Source organism: Pseudomonas sp. USTB-Z (genome assembly GCF_019691255.1).
Taxonomy (GTDB): Bacteria; Pseudomonadota; Gammaproteobacteria; order Pseudomonadales; family Pseudomonadaceae; genus Aquipseudomonas; species Aquipseudomonas alloputida.
Window position 1 is genome coordinate 246,936 of the sequence record NZ_JAECZP010000006.1, and the last position, 22,798, is coordinate 269,733.

The 22,798-nt window shown below is 63.3% G+C and carries 22 protein-coding genes; 13 read left to right on the top strand and 9 right to left on the bottom strand.

Going from position 1 to position 22,798, the window contains the following annotated elements; genetic code table 11:
- Positions 1–10: 10 nt before the first annotated feature.
- Positions 11–922, bottom strand: coding sequence for an AraC family transcriptional regulator (locus I8746_RS09950; RefSeq protein WP_047603034.1), 912 nt, complete (start codon positions 920–922; stop codon positions 11–13).
- Positions 923–1,024: 102 nt separating this feature from the next.
- On the opposite strand from I8746_RS09950, the gene I8746_RS09955 reads away from it, so the two are divergent.
- The 5 genes from I8746_RS09955 (at position 1,025) to I8746_RS09975 (ending at position 5,514) form a co-directional block, all read left to right on the top strand.
- Positions 1,025–1,585 (top strand): carboxymuconolactone decarboxylase family protein, encoded by a 561-nt coding sequence (locus I8746_RS09955; RefSeq protein WP_221100572.1) that lies wholly within the window; start codon positions 1,025–1,027, stop codon positions 1,583–1,585.
- Between the two features lie 99 nt (positions 1,586–1,684).
- Positions 1,685–2,749 (top strand): acyl-CoA dehydrogenase family protein, encoded by a 1,065-nt coding sequence (locus I8746_RS09960; protein ID WP_014756282.1) that lies wholly within the window; start codon positions 1,685–1,687, stop codon positions 2,747–2,749.
- Entirely contained in the window at positions 2,746–3,567 is an 822-nt protein-coding gene (locus I8746_RS09965; protein ID WP_221100573.1) for an ABC transporter ATP-binding protein, read from the top strand. The genes I8746_RS09960 and I8746_RS09965 overlap by 4 nt, the downstream gene beginning before the upstream one ends.
- A complete protein-coding gene (locus I8746_RS09970; RefSeq protein ID WP_129932039.1) occupies positions 3,554–4,759 on the top strand; it encodes an ABC transporter substrate-binding protein in 1,206 nt (401 codons plus the stop codon). Before I8746_RS09965 ends, I8746_RS09970 begins: the two co-directional genes overlap by 14 nt.
- Positions 4,759–5,514, top strand: a complete 756-nt coding sequence (locus I8746_RS09975; RefSeq protein WP_003256045.1) for an ABC transporter permease — start codon at positions 4,759–4,761, stop codon at positions 5,512–5,514. The genes I8746_RS09970 and I8746_RS09975 overlap by 1 nt, the downstream gene beginning before the upstream one ends.
- A gap of 111 nt (positions 5,515–5,625) precedes the next feature.
- On the opposite strand, the gene I8746_RS09980 is transcribed toward I8746_RS09975, so the two are convergent.
- The gene (locus tag I8746_RS09980; RefSeq protein WP_003256043.1) at positions 5,626–6,312 is read right to left on the bottom strand and encodes a GNAT family N-acetyltransferase; all 687 of its coding nucleotides are present in this window, start codon (positions 6,310–6,312) and stop codon (positions 5,626–5,628) included.
- 75 nt (positions 6,313–6,387) lie between these two features.
- Entirely contained in the window at positions 6,388–7,329 is a 942-nt protein-coding gene (gene argC, locus I8746_RS09985) for an N-acetyl-gamma-glutamyl-phosphate reductase (RefSeq protein ID WP_221100574.1), read from the bottom strand.
- Positions 7,330–7,485: 156 nt separating this feature from the next.
- Between argC and I8746_RS09990 the strand changes: the two genes are divergently transcribed.
- Entirely contained in the window at positions 7,486–8,364 is an 879-nt protein-coding gene (locus I8746_RS09990) for a LysR family transcriptional regulator (RefSeq protein ID WP_003256039.1), read from the top strand.
- Positions 8,365–8,430: 66 nt separating this feature from the next.
- Here the strand turns inward: I8746_RS09990 and I8746_RS09995 are convergent, their stop codons facing one another.
- Positions 8,431–9,081: a TIGR04211 family SH3 domain-containing protein gene (locus I8746_RS09995; protein ID WP_010954473.1), complete on the bottom strand. Its 651-nt coding sequence runs from the start codon at positions 9,079–9,081 to the stop codon at positions 8,431–8,433.
- Between the two features lie 271 nt (positions 9,082–9,352).
- Here I8746_RS09995 and I8746_RS10000 point away from each other — a divergent pair, with 271 nt between their 5' ends.
- Complete coding sequence (locus tag I8746_RS10000; protein WP_004577481.1) at positions 9,353–10,696, top strand: OprD family porin; 1,344 nt, start codon at positions 9,353–9,355, stop codon at positions 10,694–10,696.
- Between the two features lie 185 nt (positions 10,697–10,881).
- Positions 10,882–11,361 (top strand): VOC family protein, encoded by a 480-nt coding sequence (locus tag I8746_RS10005; protein ID WP_003256035.1) that lies wholly within the window; start codon positions 10,882–10,884, stop codon positions 11,359–11,361.
- Between the two features lie 80 nt (positions 11,362–11,441).
- On the opposite strand, the gene I8746_RS10010 is transcribed toward I8746_RS10005, so the two are convergent.
- Positions 11,442–13,187, bottom strand: a complete 1,746-nt coding sequence (locus I8746_RS10010) for a BCCT family transporter (RefSeq protein ID WP_003256034.1) — start codon at positions 13,185–13,187, stop codon at positions 11,442–11,444.
- Positions 13,188–13,502: 315 nt separating this feature from the next.
- Between I8746_RS10010 and I8746_RS10015 the strand changes: the two genes are divergently transcribed.
- The 4 genes from I8746_RS10015 to I8746_RS10030 all read left to right on the top strand — a co-directional run bounded on the left by I8746_RS10015 (position 13,503) and on the right by I8746_RS10030 (position 15,716).
- Complete coding sequence (locus I8746_RS10015; protein ID WP_003256033.1) at positions 13,503–13,820, top strand: hypothetical protein; 318 nt, start codon at positions 13,503–13,505, stop codon at positions 13,818–13,820.
- A gap of 8 nt (positions 13,821–13,828) precedes the next feature.
- On the top strand, positions 13,829–14,029 hold the full coding sequence (locus I8746_RS10020; protein ID WP_003256032.1) for a DUF1289 domain-containing protein: 201 nt from the start codon (positions 13,829–13,831) through the stop codon (positions 14,027–14,029).
- 49 nt (positions 14,030–14,078) lie between these two features.
- On the top strand, positions 14,079–14,720 hold the full coding sequence (locus I8746_RS10025; RefSeq protein WP_221100575.1) for a LysE family translocator: 642 nt from the start codon (positions 14,079–14,081) through the stop codon (positions 14,718–14,720).
- Positions 14,721–14,927: 207 nt separating this feature from the next.
- Complete coding sequence (locus I8746_RS10030; protein ID WP_221100576.1) at positions 14,928–15,716, top strand: ABC transporter substrate-binding protein; 789 nt, start codon at positions 14,928–14,930, stop codon at positions 15,714–15,716.
- Positions 15,717–15,785: 69 nt separating this feature from the next.
- On the opposite strand, the gene I8746_RS10035 is transcribed toward I8746_RS10030, so the two are convergent.
- The 3 genes from I8746_RS10035 to I8746_RS10045 are packed head-to-tail and all read right to left on the bottom strand — an operon-like array spanning position 15,786 to position 19,858.
- On the bottom strand, positions 15,786–17,129 hold the full coding sequence (locus tag I8746_RS10035) for a cytochrome c (RefSeq protein WP_221100577.1): 1,344 nt from the start codon (positions 17,127–17,129) through the stop codon (positions 15,786–15,788).
- An 18-nt stretch (positions 17,130–17,147) separates the two neighbouring features.
- Positions 17,148–19,403 (bottom strand): molybdopterin cofactor-binding domain-containing protein, encoded by a 2,256-nt coding sequence (locus tag I8746_RS10040; RefSeq protein ID WP_221100578.1) that lies wholly within the window; start codon positions 19,401–19,403, stop codon positions 17,148–17,150.
- On the bottom strand, positions 19,403–19,858 hold the full coding sequence (locus I8746_RS10045; RefSeq protein WP_003256023.1) for a (2Fe-2S)-binding protein: 456 nt from the start codon (positions 19,856–19,858) through the stop codon (positions 19,403–19,405). Before I8746_RS10045 ends, I8746_RS10040 begins: the two co-directional genes overlap by 1 nt.
- A 269-nt stretch (positions 19,859–20,127) precedes the next feature.
- Between I8746_RS10045 and I8746_RS10050 the strand changes: the two genes are divergently transcribed.
- Complete coding sequence (locus I8746_RS10050; RefSeq protein ID WP_012052024.1) at positions 20,128–22,314, top strand: OsmC domain/YcaO domain-containing protein; 2,187 nt, start codon at positions 20,128–20,130, stop codon at positions 22,312–22,314.
- 270 nt (positions 22,315–22,584) lie between these two features.
- On the opposite strand, the gene I8746_RS10055 is transcribed toward I8746_RS10050, so the two are convergent.
- A partial coding sequence (locus I8746_RS10055; protein ID WP_221100579.1) for a hypothetical protein occupies positions 22,585–22,798 on the bottom strand: 214 nt, incomplete at its 5' end.

A 22,798-nucleotide genomic window follows, 5' to 3' on the forward strand; every position in this document is an offset into this window, starting at 1 on the left:
AGTACGCCGATCAGCGCCCTTCGTGTTGGCGCCGATAGGCCCCAGGCTGCACCCCCATGGCCTTGGCAAACGCCCGGGTAAACGCCGCCACCGACTGATACCCCACCTGCGCACCCACTTGCTCCACGGTATTACCCGCCCGCAGCAACTGGCTGGCATGGCGCATGCGCAGTGCCAGCAGCACCTGCCCTGGCGATTGCCCCGCCAGTTCGTTGAAGCGCTTGAAAAACGCAGACCGCGATAAGCCGGTGCAGGCGGCCATGCTCTCCAGCGTCCAGGCTTGCCCCGGTTGTTCGATCAACTGCTCCAGCAGCCCGGTAAACGCTGGCTGGCGAGCGAGGGCGACAAGCCCGCCCAGTGACTGCCCGGCAATGACCTGCTGGCGCAGCACGTACAGGAACAACAGGTGCGTCAGGCGCTCCAGCAACGCCTGCGACGGGCCGGCGGCCCGCCGGCATTCTTCCAGAATGAGCTCGAACAGCGCCCGCGCCGCACTGCCGGCGGGGTCTTCGGCGCGCAGCAGGATCCAGTCGGCCAGGCCTTCGACAATCAGTGAAGACAGGCCGGACTGGAAATGGAAGAAGCCGCAAACCAGCCCGACGCCGTCGCTGGCTTCGCTATCCAGCGCCTGCATGGCCTGGCGCGGTTGGGCACAGGCGTCGACCGGGTCCTGATCGCTGGACAAGCGATAGGCAAGGTCGCGCAACAGGAATACGGCATCTCCCTTCTCCAGGCGCACCGGTTGCGGCTGGCCGTCAATGTGCAGCCAGCAATGCCCTTGCACCACCAGGTGAAAGCTGGCGCGGCCCATGCCCTGGGTGCTGGCATGCCAGCCACCGCAATAGCGCCCGACATGAAACAGGCTGGCATCGAGCTCCAGGCCCTCTAATAACCAATCGACAAGGTGGCTGGACGAAATCATCTAATACAAAGACTCAGGAACAAGGAAAGGCGACTGATGAATATGGAGGGTAGTTCTTATAACCAACAGACTGTAGTGACACTCATCAAAGGAGATCACTGCATGTCCTCGCGCATCACTTTACACACGCTGCAGAGCGCCCCGGAAGCGGCACGGCCGTTCCTTGAGAACGCGCAGAAGAATTCCGGCTTCATCCCCAACCTGCTCGGCGTGCTGGCCAACGCCCCGGCGGCGCTTGAAACCTACGTGACCGTATCGGCACTCAATGGCAAGTCTGAGCTTGGCCTGGCCGAGCGTGAAGTGGTGCAACTGATCGCGGCCACCCAGCATGGCTGCGACTTTTGCGTGGCCGGCCATACGGCCGTCGCGCTGAACAAGGCCAAGCTGCCGCAGGAGGTGGTCGATGCTCTGCGTGCCCGTGGCGAACTCCCCAACGCCCGCTACGAAACCCTGGCCGCCTTTGCCCGCGAAGTGATCGCCACCCGTGGCAATGTCAGCGAAGCCACCTACCAGGCCTTTTGTGAGGCCGGCTTCAGTGAAGGCAACGCCTTGGAGGTGATTCTGGGCGTAAGTCTCGCAACCCTGTGCAACTTTGCTAATGTTTTCGCCCAGACGCCACTCAACGAAGAGCTTGGCAAATACCGCTGGCAGCCTTCTGCGTAGCCCACCTGTGATAATGGCCCTTACCAGGCCGTTGTAGGAGCGGCCTTGTGCCGCGAACGGGCCGCAGAGCGGCCCCGGCGTTATCAAAGGAGCAAGACCATGCAAGATTGTGCATTTCGACACTGGCTGGATGCCAATGCCGAGGCCATCGACCGGGGCCTGTGCGAACCGCAGCAGGTGCTGGCGCAGATCGCAGAATCGCAGCTGTTGCGCACGGGGGTCGACCCAGCGCTGGGCGGTACGGGCGGGCAGGTGACCGATGCGGTCGAGGCCATCGCCGCCATTGCCAGCCGCTCATTGGCTGCGGCTTTCGTCTGCTGGGGCCAGCGTGCCTTCATCGAATACCTGCTGCACAGCCCCAACCAGCCCCTGCGTGAGCGCCTGCTGCCGCGCCTGTTGACCGGTGAATTGGCCGGTGCCACCGGGCTGTCCAACGCCATGAAGTTCCTGTCCGGTATCGAAGCGCTGCAGGTGCGTGGCCGCCCGGCAGCCGATGGCTGGCACCTGGAAGGGCGACTGCATTGGGTGACCAACTTGCGTAAAAGCGGCTTCGTGGTGGCGGCGGCCATCGAGGATGAAGCCGGCGGCGCGCCGTTTGTGCTGGCCATTCCTTCCGACGCTCAAGGCCTGGAGCGTTCTGATGATCTACAACTGATGGGCCTGCAGTCGAGCAACACGGCAGCACTGGCTTTTCACCAGGTATCGCTGGCACGCGACTGGCTGCTGCATGAAAATGCACGCGAATTCCTGCCACGGGTACGCCCGGCCTTCCTGGCGCTGCAATGTGGCATGGCCATTGGCCTGGCGCGACGGGCGCTGGAAGAGGTTCAGGCGCACCTGCATGGCCGAGCCTCGTTCCTCGACGAAGCCCGTCAGGTGCTTGACGAACGCCTGGAAAACACCGTCAGCGAACTCAAGCAGGGCTTGCTCGAAGGTCGCTTCCAGCAGCAGCCGGCGGCCTTGTTCAAGCTGCGCATCATCCTGGCTGAAAGTGCTGCCGACGCGGTACAACTGGAATTGCAGGCCAGTGGCGGCAAGGCATACCTCAGCGAATACGGCGAAGGGTTTGCCCGCCGCTGGCGGGAGTCGGCCTTCGTGCCGATCGTCACGCCCAGCCTGGTGCAATTGCGCGCCGAGCTGCAACGCCAGGCGGGCGTTGCATGAGCGCAGTGTTGCTGGAGGCCCGTGACATCCGCCTGGGCTACCCGCGTGAGGGGGGTTGGCAACAAGTGCTGGCGCAGTTCGACCTGCAGTTGGCGCCAGGTGAAGTCGTGAGCATCCTTGGCCCCAGTGGTGTGGGCAAGTCAAGCTTGCTGCGGGTGCTGGCAGGCCTGCAGCAGCCTGGCGGCGGTAGCGTGAGCTTGCACGGCCAGCCGCTGCAGGGGCCGCACCCGCGTCTGGCGGTGGCCTTTCAGGACCCAAGCCTGCTGCCATGGCTGAGCCTGGAGAAAAACGTCGCCTTCGGCCTGGACTTCGCCCGTCAGCCCAAGCTGGCGGATGCCGAACGCCGTGCACGCATCGACCATGCGATTGTGGCTGTGGGCCTGGCCCACGCGCGTGGCCAGTACCCGGCGCAGTTGTCTGGCGGCATGGCCCAGCGCACCGCGCTGGCCCGCTGCCTGGCACGCCAGCCCGAAGTCTTGCTGCTGGATGAACCCTTCGGTGCGTTGGATGAGGTGACCCGCGCCGACATGCAGCAGCTGCTGCTGCAACTGATCGCCACGCACAAGACCGCGGCCGTGCTGATCACTCACGATATCGACGAAGCCCTGCTGCTGTCAGACCGGGTTCTGCTACTGGGCAACCACCCAGCGCACATCCTTGGCCAGTGGCACATCGACCTGCCGCAACCGCGCACGCAGAGGGTCGAAGAGCTGGGGGCCTTGCGCATAGACATCCTCAAAACCCTTCGGCGGGCAAGCCGCACAGTCGAACCTACCCCAACCCCTTTGCCCTCGGAGGCTGTCCATGTGCATGGATGACTGCTGTTCTTCTTCTTCGCGTCGTGACTTCCTCAAGCTCGGCGCCATGCTCACTGCTGCCGGTGCATTGCCGTTGCTGTCGAGCTTGCAGGCGCGTGCCGCTGCCGAGCCGGACGCGCCGGTGCGCATCGGCTACCTGCCGATCACCGATGCCACGCCGCTGCTGGTGGCACATAACAACGGCTTGTTCGAGGCCGAAGGCATCAAGGCCGAGCGCCCGGTGCTGCTGCGCAGCTGGGCGCAGGTGATCGAGGCCTTCATTTCCGGCCAGGTCAATGTCATCCACCTGCTTTCGCCGATGACAGTATGGGCGCGCTATGGCAGCAAGGTGCCAGCCAAGGTGGTGGCCTGGAACCACGTGGGCGGTTCGGGCCTGACTGTAGCGCCGGATATATCCGACGTGAAACAGCTCGGTGGCAAGACAGTGGCCATTCCGTTCTGGTACTCGATCCACAATGTGGTACTGCAACAGTTGCTCAACGACAATGGCCTGACGCCAGTGTCGAAGCCGGCCAATGCGCAACTGGCCGCCAACGAGGTCAACCTGCTGGTGCTGCCACCGTCCGACATGCCACCCGCTCTGGCCAGCAAGCGCATTGCCGGCTACATCGTTGCCGAGCCGTTCAACGCACTGGCCGAGAACCTCAAGGTGGGCCGCGTGCAGCGCTTTACCGGCGATGTATGGCGCAACCATGCGTGCTGCGTGGTGTTCATGCACGAGCATGACCTGAATAACCGCCCGGAATGGTCGCAGAAAGTGGTCAACGCCATCGTCAAGGCCCAGCAATGGACCCGTGACCATCGCACCGAAGCCGCCGCACTGCTGTCCCGGGCGGGCCCCAACAAGTACACCCCGCACGAGCCTGCGGTGCTGACCAAGGTCCTGGCGCCCGCCGCCGAAGACCGTGCTGGCTACATTGCCAGTGGTGCCATTCGCCATCAGCAGTGGGACGAAAAGCGCATCGACTTCCAGCCATACCCGTTCCCGAGTTACACCGAAGAGCTGGTCAAGCGCCTGAAAACCACCCTGATCGAAGGCGACAATGCCTTCCTTGCCGGGCTGGATCCGGCGTATGCCGCCCGCGACCTGGTCGACGATCGCTTCGTGCGTAATGCCATCGCGACAGTGGGTGGCCCGTCGGTGTTCGGCATTGCCGACAACTTCGAGCGTAGCGAGGAGTTTGCGGTCTGATGCGCACCCATGTCGTACATGCCGGCCTTGGGCTGGTCGGGTTGCTGGCCTTGTTGCTGTTATGGTGGGCCGGTGTAGCACTGTTCGGCCAGGCCGACGGCCTGTCGGCGCGCTTTTCGCCGGCGGCAACCCTGGCCAGCCTGGTCGAGCTGCTGGGGCAGGGCGAGGTCTATGGGCATATCTGGGTCAGCCTCAAGCGCATCCTGATTGGGCTGCTGCTGGCGCTGCTGATGGGTGTGCCGCTGGGCTTGCTGGTAGGCAGCTACCGGCACCTGGAGGCGGCGACCACGCCAGCATTCCAGTTTCTGCGCATGATATCGCCATTGTCGTGGATGCCTGTGGTGGTGATGCTGATGGGCGTGGGTGACCAGCCGATCTACTTCCTGCTGGCGTTTGCCGCGTTGTGGCCGATCTTGCTGAATACGGCGGCAGGGGTGCGTCAACTGGACCCGCGCTGGCTGCAACTTAGCCGCAGCTTGAGTGCAACGCGCTGGGAAACCTTGTGCAAGGTGATCGTGCCGGGGGTAATCGGTCACGTGCTGACGGGCGTGCGCCTGGCCATCGGTATCCTGTGGATTGTGCTGGTGCCGTGCGAAATGCTTGGGGTGAGTGCGGGGCTTGGGTATTTCATTCTTGATACCCGCGACCGGCTGGCGTATTCCGAACTGATGGCGATGGTGCTGCTGATTGGCGTGCTGGGGTTTGTGCTGGATGCCCTGGCGCGTGGGCTGCATCGGCGCTGGGTGCATGGCTGAAAGGCCAATGGGGCTTCTTCGCGGGCTCGCCCGCTCCCACAGGTACATCACCGGCCTTGGGCCTTACGGTATTCCTGTGGGCGCGGGCAAGCCCGCGAACAGGCCATTGGATCAATGCACGGTCTTGCGCTGGCGCACACATTCCTGGGCCTGAGCGGTCAGCTCATCCAGCCGCTCATCGCGCATCTGCTCCGCTTCGATCATTGCATCCTCACCCTGCTGGTTAAGCAGATAGGTGTGAATCTGCAGCACTTCAGCGGTCTGATAAATCGGCGCAATGTCCAGGCGCCCGATCAGCGCACCACTGGGCTGGCCGGTACTGCTCATCAGCACCTGCGGTCCATTGGCGGCCACCACTTGCATGCCCATCGCCTCGAACCACGGCACCTGGTTGGCAAAGGCGTTCAGCTCCACGCAGGCATGGCGCGACCGCAGGTCGCCCAGCAGAGCACGGGCGATGCCCTGGCGGCGATGGCTGGCGCACACGGCCAGAAAGGCCAATGCACAGGCCCGCCCATCGTCCTGGGCTGGCAGCGACAGCGCAAAGCCCAGCAACTGGTCCGGTGCTTCGGCATCCAGCGCCAAGGTAAGTGCCACGGCCAGACCTCGGGCACCGTCCAGCGCTTGCAGATACTGGTGGACTTCCATGCCGACGCCGTACTGGTACAGCGGGTACAGCGGGTTGTCGACAGCGATGGCAACACTGCTCAATTCGCCGACATTGTGAATGACCAGCTCGCGGATCTGGTTCTGGAAAGATTCGGGTGGCACGCTGTCGAGGCGGCTCAGGATGAACATCTGGGGGCTCCGGCGGATGAGAATACGACCCGCGCTGTGTTGGCGCGGGTGTACAGTCTAACCGGTTTTGCCGCATCAGCCGTGTGCCTGTAAGGCACCGAGCATCAGGTCGAGGTTTTGCACGGCAGCACCAGAGGCACCTTTGCCCAGGTTGTCGAACACTGCGGTGAGCAGTACCTGGCCATGCTCGGGGTTGGCGTACAGCGCCAGGCGCAGGTCATTGCTGCCGTTCAATGCCTCGGGGTCGAGGTTTGCCGCAGCGCCGCCCTGATGCAGAGGCATCACCTGAACATGGCGGGCACCCTGGTAATGCTGTTCCAGGCAGCCTTGCAGCTGCGCGGCGCTGACCTGTCCAGGCAGCAGGCGAAGCTGCAGCGGAATGCTCAGCACGATGCCTTGGCGGTAGGCGCCATAGCCGGGCATGAACATCGGCCGCGCCGACAACCCCGCGTGCTGCTGGATCTCCGGTACGTGCTTGTGCGCCAGCTCCAGGCCATACAGCTGTAGCGCCGGCGCTTTGGTGGCGCCGGGCTGTTCGTGGCGCTCGACCGCCGCGCGACCACCGCCGGAGTAGCCAGACACGGCGTGAATGTTCAGGGGGTAGTCCGCAGGCAGCAAGCCAGCCTTGACCAGTGGGTGCAGCAGCGCGATGGCACCGGTGGGATAGCAGCCGGGATTGCTGACACGCGTGCTTTGCGCGATGCGCTCGGCTTGCTGTTCGTCAAGCTCCGGCAGGCCATACACCCAGCCTGGTGTGGTGCGGTGCGCCGAGCTGGCGTCGATCACCCGCACCTGGGGGTTGTGGATTGCGGTCACGGCCTCGCGGGCGGCGTCGTCGGGCAGGCACAGCAGGGCGATGTCGGCGCTGTTGATCGCTTCGCGGCGGCGTTGCGGGTCCTTGCGCTCGGCCTCGGGGAGGGTCAACAGGCGAAGATCGCTACGGCCCTGCAGGCGGGCATGGATCTGCAGGCCTGTGGTGCCTTGGTCGCCGTCGATGAAAACAACAGGGGTGTGCATGCTCGGTGTCCGGTTGGGGAAAGATAGCCTATGCTCGCCCGTAGCGTTGGTAATGAAAATTTGAATATGATGATCGATACATTCAGCTTTTCTGAATGAGTTTTGAAACGCGTGGTGAACCTGTGGGTTTACCCGCAAAAGGGCCGGCTCTGAACAATGCGCGAAATCAGCCTCGACCGCCTCCGCACATTGGTGGTCATCACCGACCTGGGCTCCTTTGCCGAGGCCGCCCGCCAGCTTAACCTGGCGCCGCCCACCATCAGCTTGCACGTGGCCGAGCTGGAGGCGCGTATCGGCGCCCCGTTGCTCACCCGCACTCGCGGCCAGGTGCGGCCTACCGTCATCGGTGAAACACTGCTGGGGCGTGCCCGACGCCTGCTGGCGGACGCTGACTTGGCGCTGGACGAAGTGCGCCGGCAGGTCGAAGGGTTGACCGGGCGTGTGCGGCTGGGCGCCTCCACCGGTGCCATCGCCCATTTGCTGCCGCAGGCGCTGGCGCGCCTGCGTGTGGAGCACCCGGGGATCGATGTGCAGGTCCAGGTGCTGACCTCCCAGGCGTCGCTCGCGCGCTTGCGTGAGGGCACACTGGATATCGGCCTTGTGGCCTTGCCGCAGGTGGCCGGCAAAGGGCTGACGGTTACCCCCTGGCGGCGCGACCCGATCCTGGCGTATGTGCCGGCCGACTGGCAGCCACCGGCCAGGATCACCCCGGCCTGGCTGGCGCAACGGGCGTTGATTCTCAACGACAGCACCACCCAGCTGTCGCGGGTTACCGGCGAGTGGTTTGCAGCGGCGGGGTTGTACCCCGAACCGCGGATCGAGCTGAACTACAACGATGCGATCAAAAGCCTGGTCGGCGCCGGGTATGGAGCGACCTTGTTGCCGCAGGAGGGGGAGGCGACCGAACTGGACCGGCGCATTGCCCGCCGACCGCTGCGGCCGGGGTTGTGGCGGCAGTTGGGTATTGCTTGTCGGGAAGGGCAGGTGGAGCGAGCTACGGGGTATGTGCTGGAGGCGCTGGAACGGTTGCTGTAGGGGAGATTGCGCTGCGGCAAGACCTGTAGCAGGTACGCACGTTCCAGCCCCGACGCCTTGCCAAACTCAGAACCAGCGATCGTTCTTTTTGCGCCCACGGGTCAGTGCCGGCAGGATCAGCCCCGCCAGCAAGCCTGCACCGGCAATGCTGCCGCCATACACCATGTAGCGCATCATCACCTGCTTGTTCTCATCCCCCAGGCGGGCCTGGGTATCGCGCAGGTCCGACTGGCTCTGATCGAGCTGCTCGTTCAGTGCCTTGTTGCGTGCCTCCAACTCGTCAATCAGTTGCTTGCGCGAATCAAGCGTTTCCTGCATGCCCTGTACGCGGTTCTTCCAGCTGTCGTCGATGGTCTTCAACTGCCCGGTCAGTTCGGTGACCTGGGCATCGAGCAACGGCAGGCGCTCGTTCTGCCCGGGCACTGCCTGCAGGTCGTTGCTGAGGATCCACACCACATCGCCGTTCTGCCCGCGCACCTGGCTGTAATTGCCCTGGCTGCCGAGCAGGGTCAGCTTCTGCCCGGACTTGAGCGTGCCGACAATGCGGTGCCCGTCGGTCGGGCCGCTGCGCACGTAGGTGCTCAGGCTGTCACTGACCCAGCGTGCGTCGCTGGCAGGCTCTTCGGCGTGCACGGGGGCGGCAAGGCCCACCAGGGCGGCAATCAGGCCGATGCGCAGGGCAGGGAGGGCGGAAGCATTTGGGCGGGAATCGGGCATGTTGGGTCTTCGCTGAAACAGGACAAAAAGTAGGCCCGGTGACTGGGCCGATGAACCGGTCGGTGAGTTGACCGTCAGCGAAAGACCGTTTTTTTGTCAGCAGGTTCACTGCCTGGTGTCGGAAATGTCTGCAGAATGTTGCAGTGCCCGCCCCAGAGCGCTGCGTTGCCGATGACGCAATTGTAATGCGCCGATCACCTTGGCGTTATCTGCCGGCCGTCAATCTTGGCCCGCCGACATAACAACAAATGCGACGTTCAAGGAGCATCGGATGACGTGCAGATCACCCCTGACATTGGCTGCTTGCCTGGCGCTGGCCGGCGTTGGCAGCCAGGTTGTTGCTGCAGAAAAAAGTGCGGATGGCTTCATGGAGGGCAGCACCCTCAGCGTGCTTAACCGCAATTTCTACTTCAACCGCGATAATCGCGATTCTGTGGCCCCCACACACAACCCGAGCAAACAACCTGACAACGGCTACTCCGAGGCCTGGGGGCATGCCGTGATTACCCGATTCGAGTCGGGCTTCACCCAGGGCACCGTAGGTGTTGGCCTGGATGCGTTTGCCATGCTTGGCCTCAAGCTCGACACGGGCGGCGGCCGCAACGGCGGGCGCAGTTCTTTCGACGTATTGCCGGTTGACCGCGACGGCCAGGCGCGTGACGAATACACCAAGGTGGGGGGCGCGGCCAAGCTACGACTGTTCGACACGGTACTGAAGGTGGGTGATGTGTTCCCGGCCAACCCGGTGGTGGCGGCTGGCGACTCGCGGCTGCTGCCGGAAAGCTTCCGTGGGGTGACCCTGGAGAACACCAGCATCAAGGACCTTACCCTGCAAGCCGGGCGTCTGCATGCCATGAGCCAGCCGATGTCCAGCGACCTGCGGGAGAACTTCGTGACCTTCTATGGCGGCCCGGTCGATTCGCCCTGGATCGCCTATGGTGGGGGGGATTACAGGCTCAATGAGCATGTCAGCGTCAGCCTGTTCAGTAGCCGGCTCAAGGACGCGTGGAACCAGTACTACGCCGGCACCAGCCTGAGCTGGCCACTGAGCGAGGCGCTGGCGCTGATTGGCGGTTTCAACTATTACAAGGCTGTGGATGAAGGGCAGCAGCGCCTGGGCGCCTTTGACAACGACATCTGGAGCGCCAAGCTGGGTGTGCGCTTTGGTGCTCACACCCTGGCCCTGACCCACCAGCGCAACAACGGCGACGACGACTTCGACTACCTGCGTCAGTCCGACTCGATCTTCCTCGACAACTCCATCCAGTACAGCGACTTCAACGCGCCCAAGGAGCGTTCGTGGATGCTGCGTTATGACCTGAACATGGCTGCCTACGGCGTACCCGGGTTGTCGTTCATGACACGCTACGGCAAGGGTACCGATGCTGACTACTCCAATGCCAACGCCACCTACATGCGCCGTGACGTTGCGGGCAACCCGCTGACCGACCAGAAACGCTGGGAGCGTGACATCGAGGTGAAGTATGTGGTGCAGACGGGCGCGGCCAAGGACCTGTCGTTGCGGGTTCGCCAGGCCACTACCCGGGCCACGGCGTTCGAGTCGGACCTGGACGAAGTGCGGCTGATCGTGGAGTACCCGTTGTCGATTCTGTGATTCCACCTTGGCAACCTTGTTGCTCCTTTGGTTTGGGTGGATTTTCTGGCGCTCCGCTTGGGGCGCTTTTTTTATCGGCTTGATCGCCTATCAAACCTGCATTTGCATCAGGTGGTCAGGTGCTACCGGTACGCCGGGGCTATGGGGCTAGACTCAAGGCTCACCTTCGATCTTGGAGCAAGACCATGACTGCCAAGAACACCGTCTGCCTGTGGTATGACCACGCTGCCGAAGAGGCGGCGAACTTCTATGCCCGAACTTTCCCCGATAGCCGGGTGGTCGCTGTGCACCAGGCACCCGCCGATTACCCTTCAGGCAAGCAGGGCGATGTGATCACCGTGGAATTCACGGTAATGGGTATCCCGTGCGTGGGGCTCAATGGTGGATCGGCCTTCAAGCACTGTGAGGCATTTTCGTTCCAGGTCAGTACCGTGGACCAGGCAGAGACCGACCGCTTGTGGGAGGCCATTGTCGGCAACGACGGCGAGGCCAGCGTTTGCGGCTGGTGCAAGGACAAATGGGGGATTTCGTGGCAGATCACTCCACGCATCCTCATCGAAGCCATCGGCCACCCCGACCGTGCGGCGGCCAAGCGTGCGTTCGAGGCCATGATGCAGATGGGCAAGATCGATGTGGCGAAGATAGCGGCGGCGTTGAAAGGTTGAAGCGGGTCTGTGTTTCAGCAGGCGCGGCCTCGAATCGCGAACGGGCTGCGTGGCAGCCCGTGGTTTTCGGGGTGACGCCGTCAGTTGCTGGTTACTTCGGCCTCTGCCGCTGTCTTGGCCGATGCCTTCTTCTCCTGCACCACAATGTAGAACTCCTCCCCATGCTTCACAGCCCCATACAGTACGGCTTTCTCGATCAGCTCGTTGCCGCGCAGGTGGCGCAGCATCATCGGGTCCTTGCGCAGGTCGCGGTACAACGCCAAGCATAGCAGCACCATCACCACCACGAATGGCAAGGCCACGACGATGGTCAGGTTCTGCAACCCGGTCAGCGCCTCGCCAGGGTTACCTGGGTCGCCGATCGCCAGCATGATCGCCGCCACCGTACCGGTCAGCGTCCCCCAGAAAATCACTGTGCGTCGCGATGGCGCGGTGGTGCCGTGTTCCGACAGCGTGCCCATCACCAGCGAAGCGGCGTCGGCGCCCGAAACAAAAAAGATGCCCACCAGGATCATCACCAGCACCGAGGTTGCCGAGGCCAGCGGGTAGCTGTCCAGCAACTGGTACAGCGCGTGGTTACTGTTGACCGCCCCGTTGGCCAGCTGGAAGGCGCCCTCGCGCACGGCCTCGATGGCGGCGCCACCGAAGATGGTGAACCACACCAGGCTGACCAGGCTTGGCACCAGCAGCACCCCGGTAACGAACTGGCGAATGGTGCGCCCGCGGCTGATGCGGGCGATGAACATGCCCACGAAAGGCGTCCAGGAGATCCACCAGGCCCAGTAAAACACGGTCCAGCCGGCCAGCCAGCTGTTCATCTGCTCGCCGCCGCTGGCGTTGGTGCGGGCCATCATTTCCGGCAGCATCTTGATGTAGATGCCGAGCGAGGTCGGCAGCAGGTTGAGCATCAGCAGCGTCGGCCCGACCATGAACACGAACACCGCCAGCACCAGTGCCAGCACCATGTTGGTGTTGGACAACCACTGGATACCCTTGCCGATGCCCGACACCGCCGAGGTTACGAAGGCAATGGTCAGCAGGGTGATGATCGAGATGTAGAACAGTTTACCGGGGCTTTCGATCCAGCCGTTGTACTCCAGGCCGCCGGCAATCTGCAGCGCCCCAAGGCCCAGCGAGGCGGCCGAGCCGAACAGCGTGGCGAAGATTGCCATCATGTCGATCAGGCGGCCGAGAGGGCCGTTTGCGTGCTTGCCGATCAGTGGCCGGAAGGCGGCGGAAATCAGCTGCGAGCGGCCACGGCGGAAGGTGCCGTAGGCGATTACCAGGCCGACGATGGCGTACATGGCCCAAGGGTGCAGGGTCCAGTGGAACAAGGTGGTGGCCATTGCCACCTGCATCGCTTCGCTGGTCTGCCCGCTGGCCGAGCCGGGCGGCGGCGAAATGTAGTGCGACAGCGGCTCGGCCACGCCGAAGAACATCAGGCCGATGCCCATACCGGCGCTGAACATCATTGCTACCCAGGACACCGTGCGAAATTCTGGCTGTTCGCCATCACGGCCCAGCGGCACTCGCCCGTAACGGCTGGCGGCCAGCCACAGCACGAACACCACGAACAGGGAGGAGGTGAGCACGAAGAACCAGCCGAAATTGAGAATGACCCAGGATTGCGCGCTGGAGGCGCTGCTGGCCAGGCTGACCTGGTTGAGGAAGCCCCAGAGCACGAAGGCGATGGCCAGAAGGCTGGTGAAACCAAAGACAATCCAGTCAAGCTTGCCCTCGAAATGCCGGTCCTGGCGGGCTTCTGCGGTTTTCGAGGGGTCTGTGACGCCAAGATCGAGTGTTTCGGGGATGTGTTCCTTTGCCATGTATGATGAGGCCCCATTGTGTCTGCCTGAGCGCGCAGGCTTGTTGTTGTGTGGGCTGCCGAGCGCGATGACAGCCTCGGCGGGGTGGATTGCTGGCGGGATTATCCTGCGCAGCAAATGGCGGCTCATGTCCCCATAACGTCCTGGGGCGTCCATTACGCGACTTGGCAAATACTTTTAGTTCTGGGAGCAGTGGCCCTTTCTGCCTCGGCTTCTGGTACCCTGATGGGCATAACCCGGGCCCGCACATACGAGCATCGTAGAAGCGCTGCTGCTTGTGGGCCTGGCCGCACCAGGAAACGGAGATTCGTCATAATGGCCACTGACCGTGTGAGCCTGATTCATTTCGATAAATTGAGCATGAGCCCTGCCGCTGCCGATCGGTTCCAGAAAGCCCTCGACGCGCTGGAAGCGCTCAAGCTGCAGGACCGTTACGTGTATCTCATTGCTCCCTATCTGGGTGATATCGCTGACGCCTCCGACGCCGAGCAACTGGCCACAGCCCTCGAGCAGGGCTTGCGCGTAGTCGAAGAGTTGCTGGCAGCCAGGTCGGTAACCAAGGTCAAGGCCGAGGAAGTGCGCCAGGTGTTCCACAGCGCAGGCGAACGTGCGCGAGCAGAGCTGCCTGGCTGAGCAGTGGCATGGCCAAAGACATCGACAACCCCTGCGTCTCGTTATGCCAGCTCAACAGCGAACTGTGCGTGAGCTGCGGCCGTACCCGTGACGAAATCCGCAAGTGGCGGGGCATGAAGCGGCCCGAGAAAATGGCCACTGTGCAGCGGGCGGCGACGCGAATGAAGGCTATCGCCAAGAAGGCGGCCAAGCGGCAGAATGCCAGCTGAACCTGCATGCAATTCACGCAGCCTTTCCTGATTGTCTGCCGAGCCTGAAATGGATTCTCACTCGCTGTTCGCGTTCACCTTGGTCGCCGCCATCGCGATCGCCAGCCCCGGCCCTGCCACCTTGATGGCTATCAACAACAGCCTTGCCCATGGCCAGCGCAGCGCGATCTGGTCGTCGCTGGGCAATGGCACAGGCCTGTTCTGTTTGTCGGCTGCGGCCATGTTGGGGCTAGGCGCACTGCTGGCCAGTTCTGAAGTACTGTTCAACGCCGTGAAGATCCTGGGGGCGGGCTACCTGTTCTACCTGGGCGTGCGACAACTGCTGAAGAAGAGCCCGATGCTGGAGCAGGGGGCCGCAGAGCGTGCGGCCAAGGTGCGACCCACGCCGCTGAAACTGTTCAAATCGGCCTTCCTCACTGCAGTCACCAACCCCAAGGCGACCATGTTCTTTACTGCGCTGTTCCCGCAGTTCATCGACCAGGGCGCTGCGCTGTTGCCGCAGTTCCTGACCTTGACCGGGATTTTCGTGGCCTTGTCGCTCACTTCGCTGAGCGCGTATGCCGCCTTGGCTGCGCGGGCCAAAGGGGTGCTGACCCGGCCGTCGCTGTCGCGCTGGGTGAACCGGGTGGTGGGCACCACCTTTATCGGTTTCGGCGCGGCGATCCTGGCGATGCGACGGCAGGGTGCCTGAAAAGCCCACGTTGTCGCCTGCTGTGCAGGCCCTTACTGTCTGTCCTTCGGCAGATTTTTCAACTGAACGATGAAAGGCTCGTCTGCGGGTTGCTGATGGTCCAGACTGTCCACAGCGCGCAGACGATAGCTGCAGGCGGCCACAGTGGGTGGCAGCCTTTGGCTATCACGCCGGGTCGCCGGGTGTTTCATGTGCCGAGGGTCGTAGATGATCGAGCGTTGCTTTCGCCACGTCTTGCTCCTGGTGTGCCTGTCACTGCTGCCCCTGGCTGCGGTGGCGGATGATGCATGCTTACGGCTGACCGCCACAGGTAACCCGGAATACCCCCCCTACCTGTGGCGCGACCCGCTAGACCCTCAACGATTGATCGGTGCCAATGCCGACCTGCTCAAATACGTGGGCAAGCAGTTGGGGCTGGACATAGAGGTGGTTTACGCCGGGCCGTGGTCGCGAGCCCAGGAAGCCGTGCGCACTGGGCGGATCGACTTGATGGCCGGGTATTTCCTGACCGAGGCGCGCCGGCAGCATGTGGACTTCATCGCCCCGCCATTTTTGCGCACCCCCAGCGTCATCTGGGTGCGTCAGGACAATGCTTTTGCCTACCAGCAATGGGCCGACCTCAAAGGCCGCAAGGGTGGCACTCTGGTCAACAACAGCCACGGCCAGCAGTTCGATGAATACGCCCAGGCCAATCTCACCCTCGAAGCGGTGCCCAGTGCCAGGCAAGCGTTCGAGAAGCTGATGCACAAGCGCAGCGATTATGTCGTGTACGAGCAGTATCCTGGCATGGCGCTGGCACGCACATTGGGCATCGCAGCCACTGTGCAGGTGTTGCAGCCACCGGTGTCCAGCGAAGGGTTGTACCTGGCAATCTCACGTGAGTCGCCTTGCAACCGGCCACCGCTGCGTGAGGCGCTGGCGCGGGAGATGGCGAAGATCGTTGGCGGGGCCTTGCCCGAACAGTGGTTGAAACAGAATCTGGAGCGGTGGCAGTGACAGAGTGGCTCATGTGCTGCGCGGTCTTTGTTGGGGGCAGCCTCGCGTCGGTACATGTGCCACTCCAATTCAACGCATATGCAAGATGATGGGGCTGCTGCTGGCCGGGTCGGTATGCCCACGCAGCTTGCCTACCGCCTGCGCATCCACCGCACCACCCTGGTTGCCCCAGGCCGTACGCACAAAGCTGAGCACGTCGGCAATCTCCTGATCACTCAGCTGTTCGCGCAAAGCCGGCATGCGATAGGCGTCCGGCACCCCTGCAGCCACCACCCGCTGCGAACCATTGAGTGTGATATTGATTGCCGAGGCGCTCTCCTTGGCCAGTGCCGAGATTGCCCCGGCCAAGGGCGGCATCCATTCGGCCTGGCCCTTGCCGTCCAGGCCGTGGCATGACGCACAGCGTGTCACGTAGGTGCGCGCTCCTGGGCTGTCCAGCCGTGTGGCTAGCGATTCGGCCTGGTATTGCCATGGCGCGCCGTCACGTTGAGGGTCGCCGGGCAGCGACTTCAGGTAGTGGGCGATGGCGGCCAGGTCGTCGTCACGCATGAATTGCGTGGAGTTGTTGAACGCCTCGGTCATCGAACCATATACCACTGCATGCCGGTTGCGACCGGTCTTCAGGAACTGCGCGATCTCGGCCTCGCTCCAGCGCCCCAGCCCGGTGTTGTGGTCGGCACGCAGGCTGGGTGCATACCAGCCGTCGAGCAGTGCGCCGGACAGGAACGGCTTGCCGTTGTCATCCAGCGCCTTTTCATTGAAGGCCAGGCCGCGTGGCGTATGGCAACTGCCGCAGTGTCCGGGGCCCTGGACGATATAGGCGCCACGGTTCCACTGTGCATCCTGCCCGGCCTGGGCGGTGTAAGGCGTGGTGGCGGCGAACAGGCCGTTCCACAAGGCGATGGGCCAGCGCAGGTTCAGCGGCCAGGGGATGTCGCTGCCCAGGTTGGCCTGCCGCGCCGGTTGCACGCCGTGCATGAAGAATGCATACAGCGCCTTGACATCATCATCGCTGAGCTTGGCGTAGGACGGGTACGGCATAGCCGGGTACAGGCGTCGGCCACCCGGCGCGACACCCTGGCGCACGGCGCGGTCGAAGTCAGCCAGGGTATAGTTCCCGATACCGCTGTCGCGGTCGGGGGTGATGTTGGTGGCGTGGATTGCCCCCAGCGGGGTGGCCATTTCCAGCCCGCCGGCGAACGGTTTGCCATCCGGCAGGCTATGGCAGGCCACGCAATCACTGAGCCGGGCTACGTATTCGCCGCGGCTGACCAGCGCCGGGTCGGCAGCAGTGGCCTGTGCGTCGGCAAACGGCGATGCGGGTTCACGGGTGACATACCAGGCCAGCAGGCCCGCCGCGACCAGGCACGGCAGCGCCAGCCAGCCAGCGGTTCTTGCGAAACGATGGGTCATGAGGCGTCCCTTGTGCGATCAGCTGAAGGTGTGGCGGCTCAATGGCAAACTGCGCACGCGCTGGCCAGTAAGCTGCGCGACCGCATTGGCCACCGCGGGGGCCACGGCGGGCAGCGGGGGTTCGCCGATGCCGCCCATTTTCGCCCCGCTTTCGATGATGCGCACATGCACCCGGGCCATGCGCGAAGGCGGCAGGATCGGGTACAGGTCATAATTGCGCGCGCGCGGCTTGCCATCCACGTACACCGCTTCTTCCACCAGCGTCTGCGACAGGCCCAGGGCGACGGCGCCGTTGACCTGATGCTCGATGATCGCCGGGTTGACGATGCTGCCTGGGTCGATGGCTTGCCAGATGTCGTGCACCCTGACCTGGCCGTTGTCGATGGAAACCTCGGCAATGACCGCAGCCTCCGAGCCGAACGGTGAGGCCATGGCCACGCCGCGTGCGCGCTTGCTGCCGTCCTCGGCGGTGAACGGTCCGCGCTTCCAGCCGCCGGACAAGTCGGCCACTGCGTTCAGCAGGTTGGTCAGTCTCGGGTTGTCGCGCAGCAGGTGCAGGCGCAGTTCAAACGGGTCCTTGCCACCTTTGTCGGCCAGTTCGTCCAGGAATGATTCGTAGAAGAAGTCGTTCAGCGAGTTACCTACCGAGCGCCAGTAACCGAGCATGGCCGGGCCTTTGACATAGATCTGGGCGATGCGCTTGTTGGCGATGGCGTAGGACTTGCCTGACAGCCCCTCAAGCGCGGTCGGGTCGATCTTCTCCCCTTGTTTTCCAGCAAGGGCCTCGGTTGGGCCCTCGGTGGCGCTTACCGCTTCGAGCGCCACTGGCATACCGTCTGCGTCCAGCCCGGCGCGGAACTTCACCACTGCGACGGGGCGCAGGACATCGCGCAAAAACTCCTCCTCGCGGCTCCAGATAAGCTTCACCGGCCGGCCAACCGCTTTGGCCAGGGCAATGGCCTGCGGGTAGGGGTTGGCAGAGTCGTACAGGAAGTGGCGGCCAAAGAAGCCGCCCAGCAGCGGCGAGTGCAGGTTGATTTGTGCAGGCTCCAGGCCGGTGCGTCTGGCAATGTCGTCACGGAACATGTCCGGGGCCTGGTTGGGCAGCCAGACGTCGAGGCTGCCGTCCGGGTTGAAGCGGGCGAGGGCGGACGGTGGCTCCAGCTGGGCATGGTTCAGGTACTGGTTGTGGTAGCTGGCCTCGACCTGGGTCTTGGCGTTGGCCAAGGCGCCGGCAATATCCCCTTCGTTCTCTTCATCACGGGATGGCCCTTGCACCGTCGCGAGGTGTTCGCGCCAGGCGTCGCTGGAAAAATCGGCCGGCATCGGTCGCACTTTGCTGTCGGCGGCCGGTTCTTTCCAGTCCACCTGCATCGCCTCCACTGCACGCTTGGCGTGCCACCAGCGCTCGGCGACCACGGCCACGGCGCCTGGCAGCTGATGCACAGAATGTACGCCTTTCATGGCCTTGACCTGGTCTTCGTTGCGCAGGCTGCCAACCGTCATGCCCAGGCGCGGCGCATGTTGCACGGCCGCGTGGAGCATGCCGTCGACTTTGATGTCGATGCAGTACTGGGCCTTGCCGGTGGACTTGTCGTAGGCATCCAGGCGGCGTACGGGCTTTCCAATCCAGCGAAACTGGCTGGGGTCGCGCAGCTTGACGCTGGCCGGGTCGGGCACCGGCAGGTCCATGGCGCGACTGGCCAGCTCACCGTAGGGTACGGAACGTCCGGTCGTGGTATGTACTACGTTACCCGGCGTGGTTGAAAGCTCATCGACCGGTACACCCAGGTGTTCGGCGCCCGCCTGCAGCAGCATGCCCCGGGCGAGCGCGCCCAGGCGGCGCATGGTCGGGTAGCTCATGCGTACCGACATGCTGCCACCGGTGATGCGCATGCCGTTCTCCATCACCACGTAGGCTTCGCCCGGTGGTGCGCTATCGACCACGAAATGGGCCGGGTCGACATCCAGCTCTTCACCCACAATCTGCGCCATGGCGGTGAAAGGGCCTTGTCCGCCTTCCATGAAGGGGCTCAGCAGGCGCACCGTGCCGTCCGGGCGAATCTCCAGAAATGCAGGCACCTGGGTGCCGCGTTCCGCGGTTGCCGCAGCGGCGGCTGCTGCCTGCACGCGGGCCGAGCCCATGGGCAGGCCGAAACCTAGCACCAGGGCACCGACTGCGGTGCCGGCAAGAAAGCGCCGACGTGACAGGTTGACCGTTTCGCCCCGCTGCAGCCTGAGCAGTTCGGCGGGTGTATCGACTGGCGTGTTCATCAGGCCTGTTCCCCCTGGGCCAGGTCATGCACGGCGGCATGGATGGCGTTGTAGGTGCCGCAGCGGCACAGGTTGACCATGGCTGCATCGATCTGCGCATCGCTGGGTTTGGGCGTGTGCTTGAGCAGCGCCGTGGCTGCCATGACCTGGCCAGACTGGCAATAGCCGCATTGAGCCACCTGGTGCTCGACCCAGGCGGCGACCACCCGTTTGCCGACGGGGTCGGCTTCGATCGCCTCGATGGTGGTGACCTCACGCCCCACCACACCGGCCACCGGGGTAACGCAGGCGCGCACCACATTGCCGTCCACCAGCACCGAACAGGCGCCGCACTGGGCCAAGCCGCAGCCATACTTGGTGCCGGTCAGCCCCAGGTCATCGCGGATTACCCACAGCAGGGGCGTGTCGGCGTCCGCCTCGACCTGATAGGTCTTCTGGTTGATGCGTAGTTCCATGGTTTCACCTGCCCGTCACGGTTGTTGTCGCTATGTTTTATCTGCATGGGGAATACGTTGTCCCCCGGTGCAGAAACGCTAGCACAGCAGGATGACCGCTGGTCTGGTGGCGGGGTGGCTTCAGAGGATCAGGCAAGTAATCCGGCGGAATACGCAAGCCAGCTTCGAAAAATCAAGCCTGCAGTCGGCGTTGAACAGGACTTGCGCAACGAAAACCCGGATAATGCCGGCCAATTTCGTTTTGCACGCTTAAATCACGGTAATCCCGCATGGAAATCAAGGTCAATTTTCTCGACAATCTCCGTCTCGAAGCCAAATTCGATGACTTCACGGTGATCGCCGACCAACCTATCCGCTACAAAGGCGATGGTTCGGCCCCCGGCCCGTTCGACTATTTCCTGGCGTCTTCGGCCTTGTGCGCGGCTTACTTCGTCAAGCTGTACTGCCAGACCCGCGATATCCCCACCGAAAATATCCGCCTGTCGCAGAACAACATCGTCGACCCGGAAAACCGCTACAACCAGATTTTCAAGATCCAGGTCGAACTGCCCGAGGACATCTCCGACAAGGACCGTCAAGGCATCCTGCGCTCCATCGACCGCTGCACGGTAAAAAAGGTGGTGCAGACCGGCCCTGAGTTCGTGATCGAGGTGGTCGACAACCTCGATGCCGATGCCCAGGGGCTGCTGATGCCGGTGTCGGACACCAGCACCTATATCCCCGGCAAGGACCTGCCGCTGGAGCAGACCATTGCCAACATGTCGGGCATCCTCGCCGGGCTGGGGATGAAGATCGAGATCGCCTCGTGGCGCAACATTGTGCCCAACGTCTGGTCGCTGCACGTACGCGATGCGCAGTCACCCATGTGCTTTACCAACGGTAAAGGCGCCACCAAGGAGGCTGCGCTGGCCTCGGCGCTGGGCGAGTTCATCGAGCGCCTCAACTGCAACTTCTTCTACAACGACCAGTTCTGGGGCGAAGACCTGGCCAACGCCCCGTTCGTGCACTACCCGAACGAGCAGTGGTTCAAGCCGGGCCCGCGCGACGCGTTGCCGGCCGAGATCCTCGATGAGCACTGCCTGGCGATCTACAACCCTGACGGGGAGCTGCGTGGTTCGCACCTGTATGACACCAACTCGGGTAACACGGCGCGGGGCATCTGTTCGCTGCCGTTCGTGCGCCAGTCCGACCAGCAGGTGGTGTACTTCCCGTCCAACCTGATCGAAAACCTGTTCCTCAGCAATGGCATGAGCGCGGGCAACACCTTGGCCGAGGCGCAGGTGCAGTGCCTGTCGGAAATCTTCGAGCGGGCAGTGAAGCGCGAAATCCTTGAGGGCGAGTTGTGCCTGCCGGACGTGCCGCAAGAGGTGCTGGCCAAATACCCGGCGATCGTCGCCGGCATCCAGGGCCTGGAAGAGCAGGGCTTCCCGGTGCTGGTCAAGGATGCGTCGCTGGGGGGCGAGTTCCCGGTCATGTGCGTGACCTTGATGAACCCGCGCACGGGTGGCGTGTTTGCCTCGTTCGGTGCCCACCCGAGCCTGGAAGTGGCGCTGGAGCGCAGCCTCACCGAGCTGCTGCAGGGCCGCAGCTTCGAAGGCCTGAACGACCTGCCGCAACCCACCTTCGAAAGCCATGCACTGACCGAGCCGAACAACTTCGTCGAGCATTTCATCGACTCCAGCGGCGTGGTGTCGTGGCGCTTCTTCAGCGCCAAGGCCGACTTCGAATTCGTCGAGTGGGACTTCTCCGGGCACGGCGAGGACTCCAACCAGCAGGAGGCCGCGACGCTGTTCGGCATCCTCGAGGACCTGGGCAAGGAAGTGTACATGGCGGTGTACGACAATCTTGGTGCCACCGCGTGCCGTATCCTGGTGCCAGGCTACTCGGAAATCTACCCGGTCGAGGACCTGATCTGGGACAACACCAACCGCGCCTTGTCGTTCCGTGCCGACATCCTCAACCTGCACAGCCTCGACAGCCGCTCGCTGAAGCTGCTGCTCAAGCGCCTGGACAACTGCGATGTGGATGACTACACCACCATCACCACGCTGATCGGTGTGGAGTTCGACGAAAACACAGTGTGGGGCCAACTGACCATTCTCGAACTGAAGCTGCTGATCTGCCTCGCGGTGCAGCGTTTCGAGGATGCCAAGGAACTGGTCGAGGCATTCTTGCAGTTCAACGACAACACCGTAGACCGCGGCCTGTTCTACCAGGCGCTGAACGTGGTGCTGGAAGTGCAGTTGGATGACGAACTGGAGATGGATGACTACGAAGCCAACTTCCGCCGTATGTTCGGCAATGCGCGCATGGATGCGGTATTGGGCTCGGTGGACGGCAGTGTGCGCTTCCATGGCCTGACCCCGACCAGCATGAAGCTCGAAGGCCTTGATCGCCACCTGCGCCTGATCGACAGCTACAAGAAGCTGCACGCGGCCCGGGCCAAGTTCGCCTGACAGGCGCTGCGCCCAATCATCGCCGGCAAGCCAGCGCCACAGGTATTGCACCGCTCTTGAGATTTGTGCCGAACCTGTGGACGCCGGCAAGCCAGCGCCACAGGTATTGCACCGCTCTTGAGATTTGTGCCGAACCTGTGGACGCTGGCTTGCCTGCGATAAGTCAGGCGCCGTCCTACAGCCCTTTGATCTGGGCGCCATCCTCATTCTGTCTTGCCGCGTTGCCATCCAGGCGCTTAGCGTTCTCTTCCTATCCACTTCAGGTGGTGACTATTCGGGCTTAGCAGGCCCCCCTTCGAAAGCCTCCGCCGGTGGTGGCGCTGCACGGACATTGAAAAGCTTGCAGACACAGTACCAACAGAGGGCGACGGTCAGGTTGTAGGGAAACAGCACGGCCCAGAACGGCAATTGCCAGTTCTTTTTGCCCTGCATTTCACCGGGCTCGCCGGTTCGCCAGGGGGCATAGTGGCGCCAGGCTTCTGCC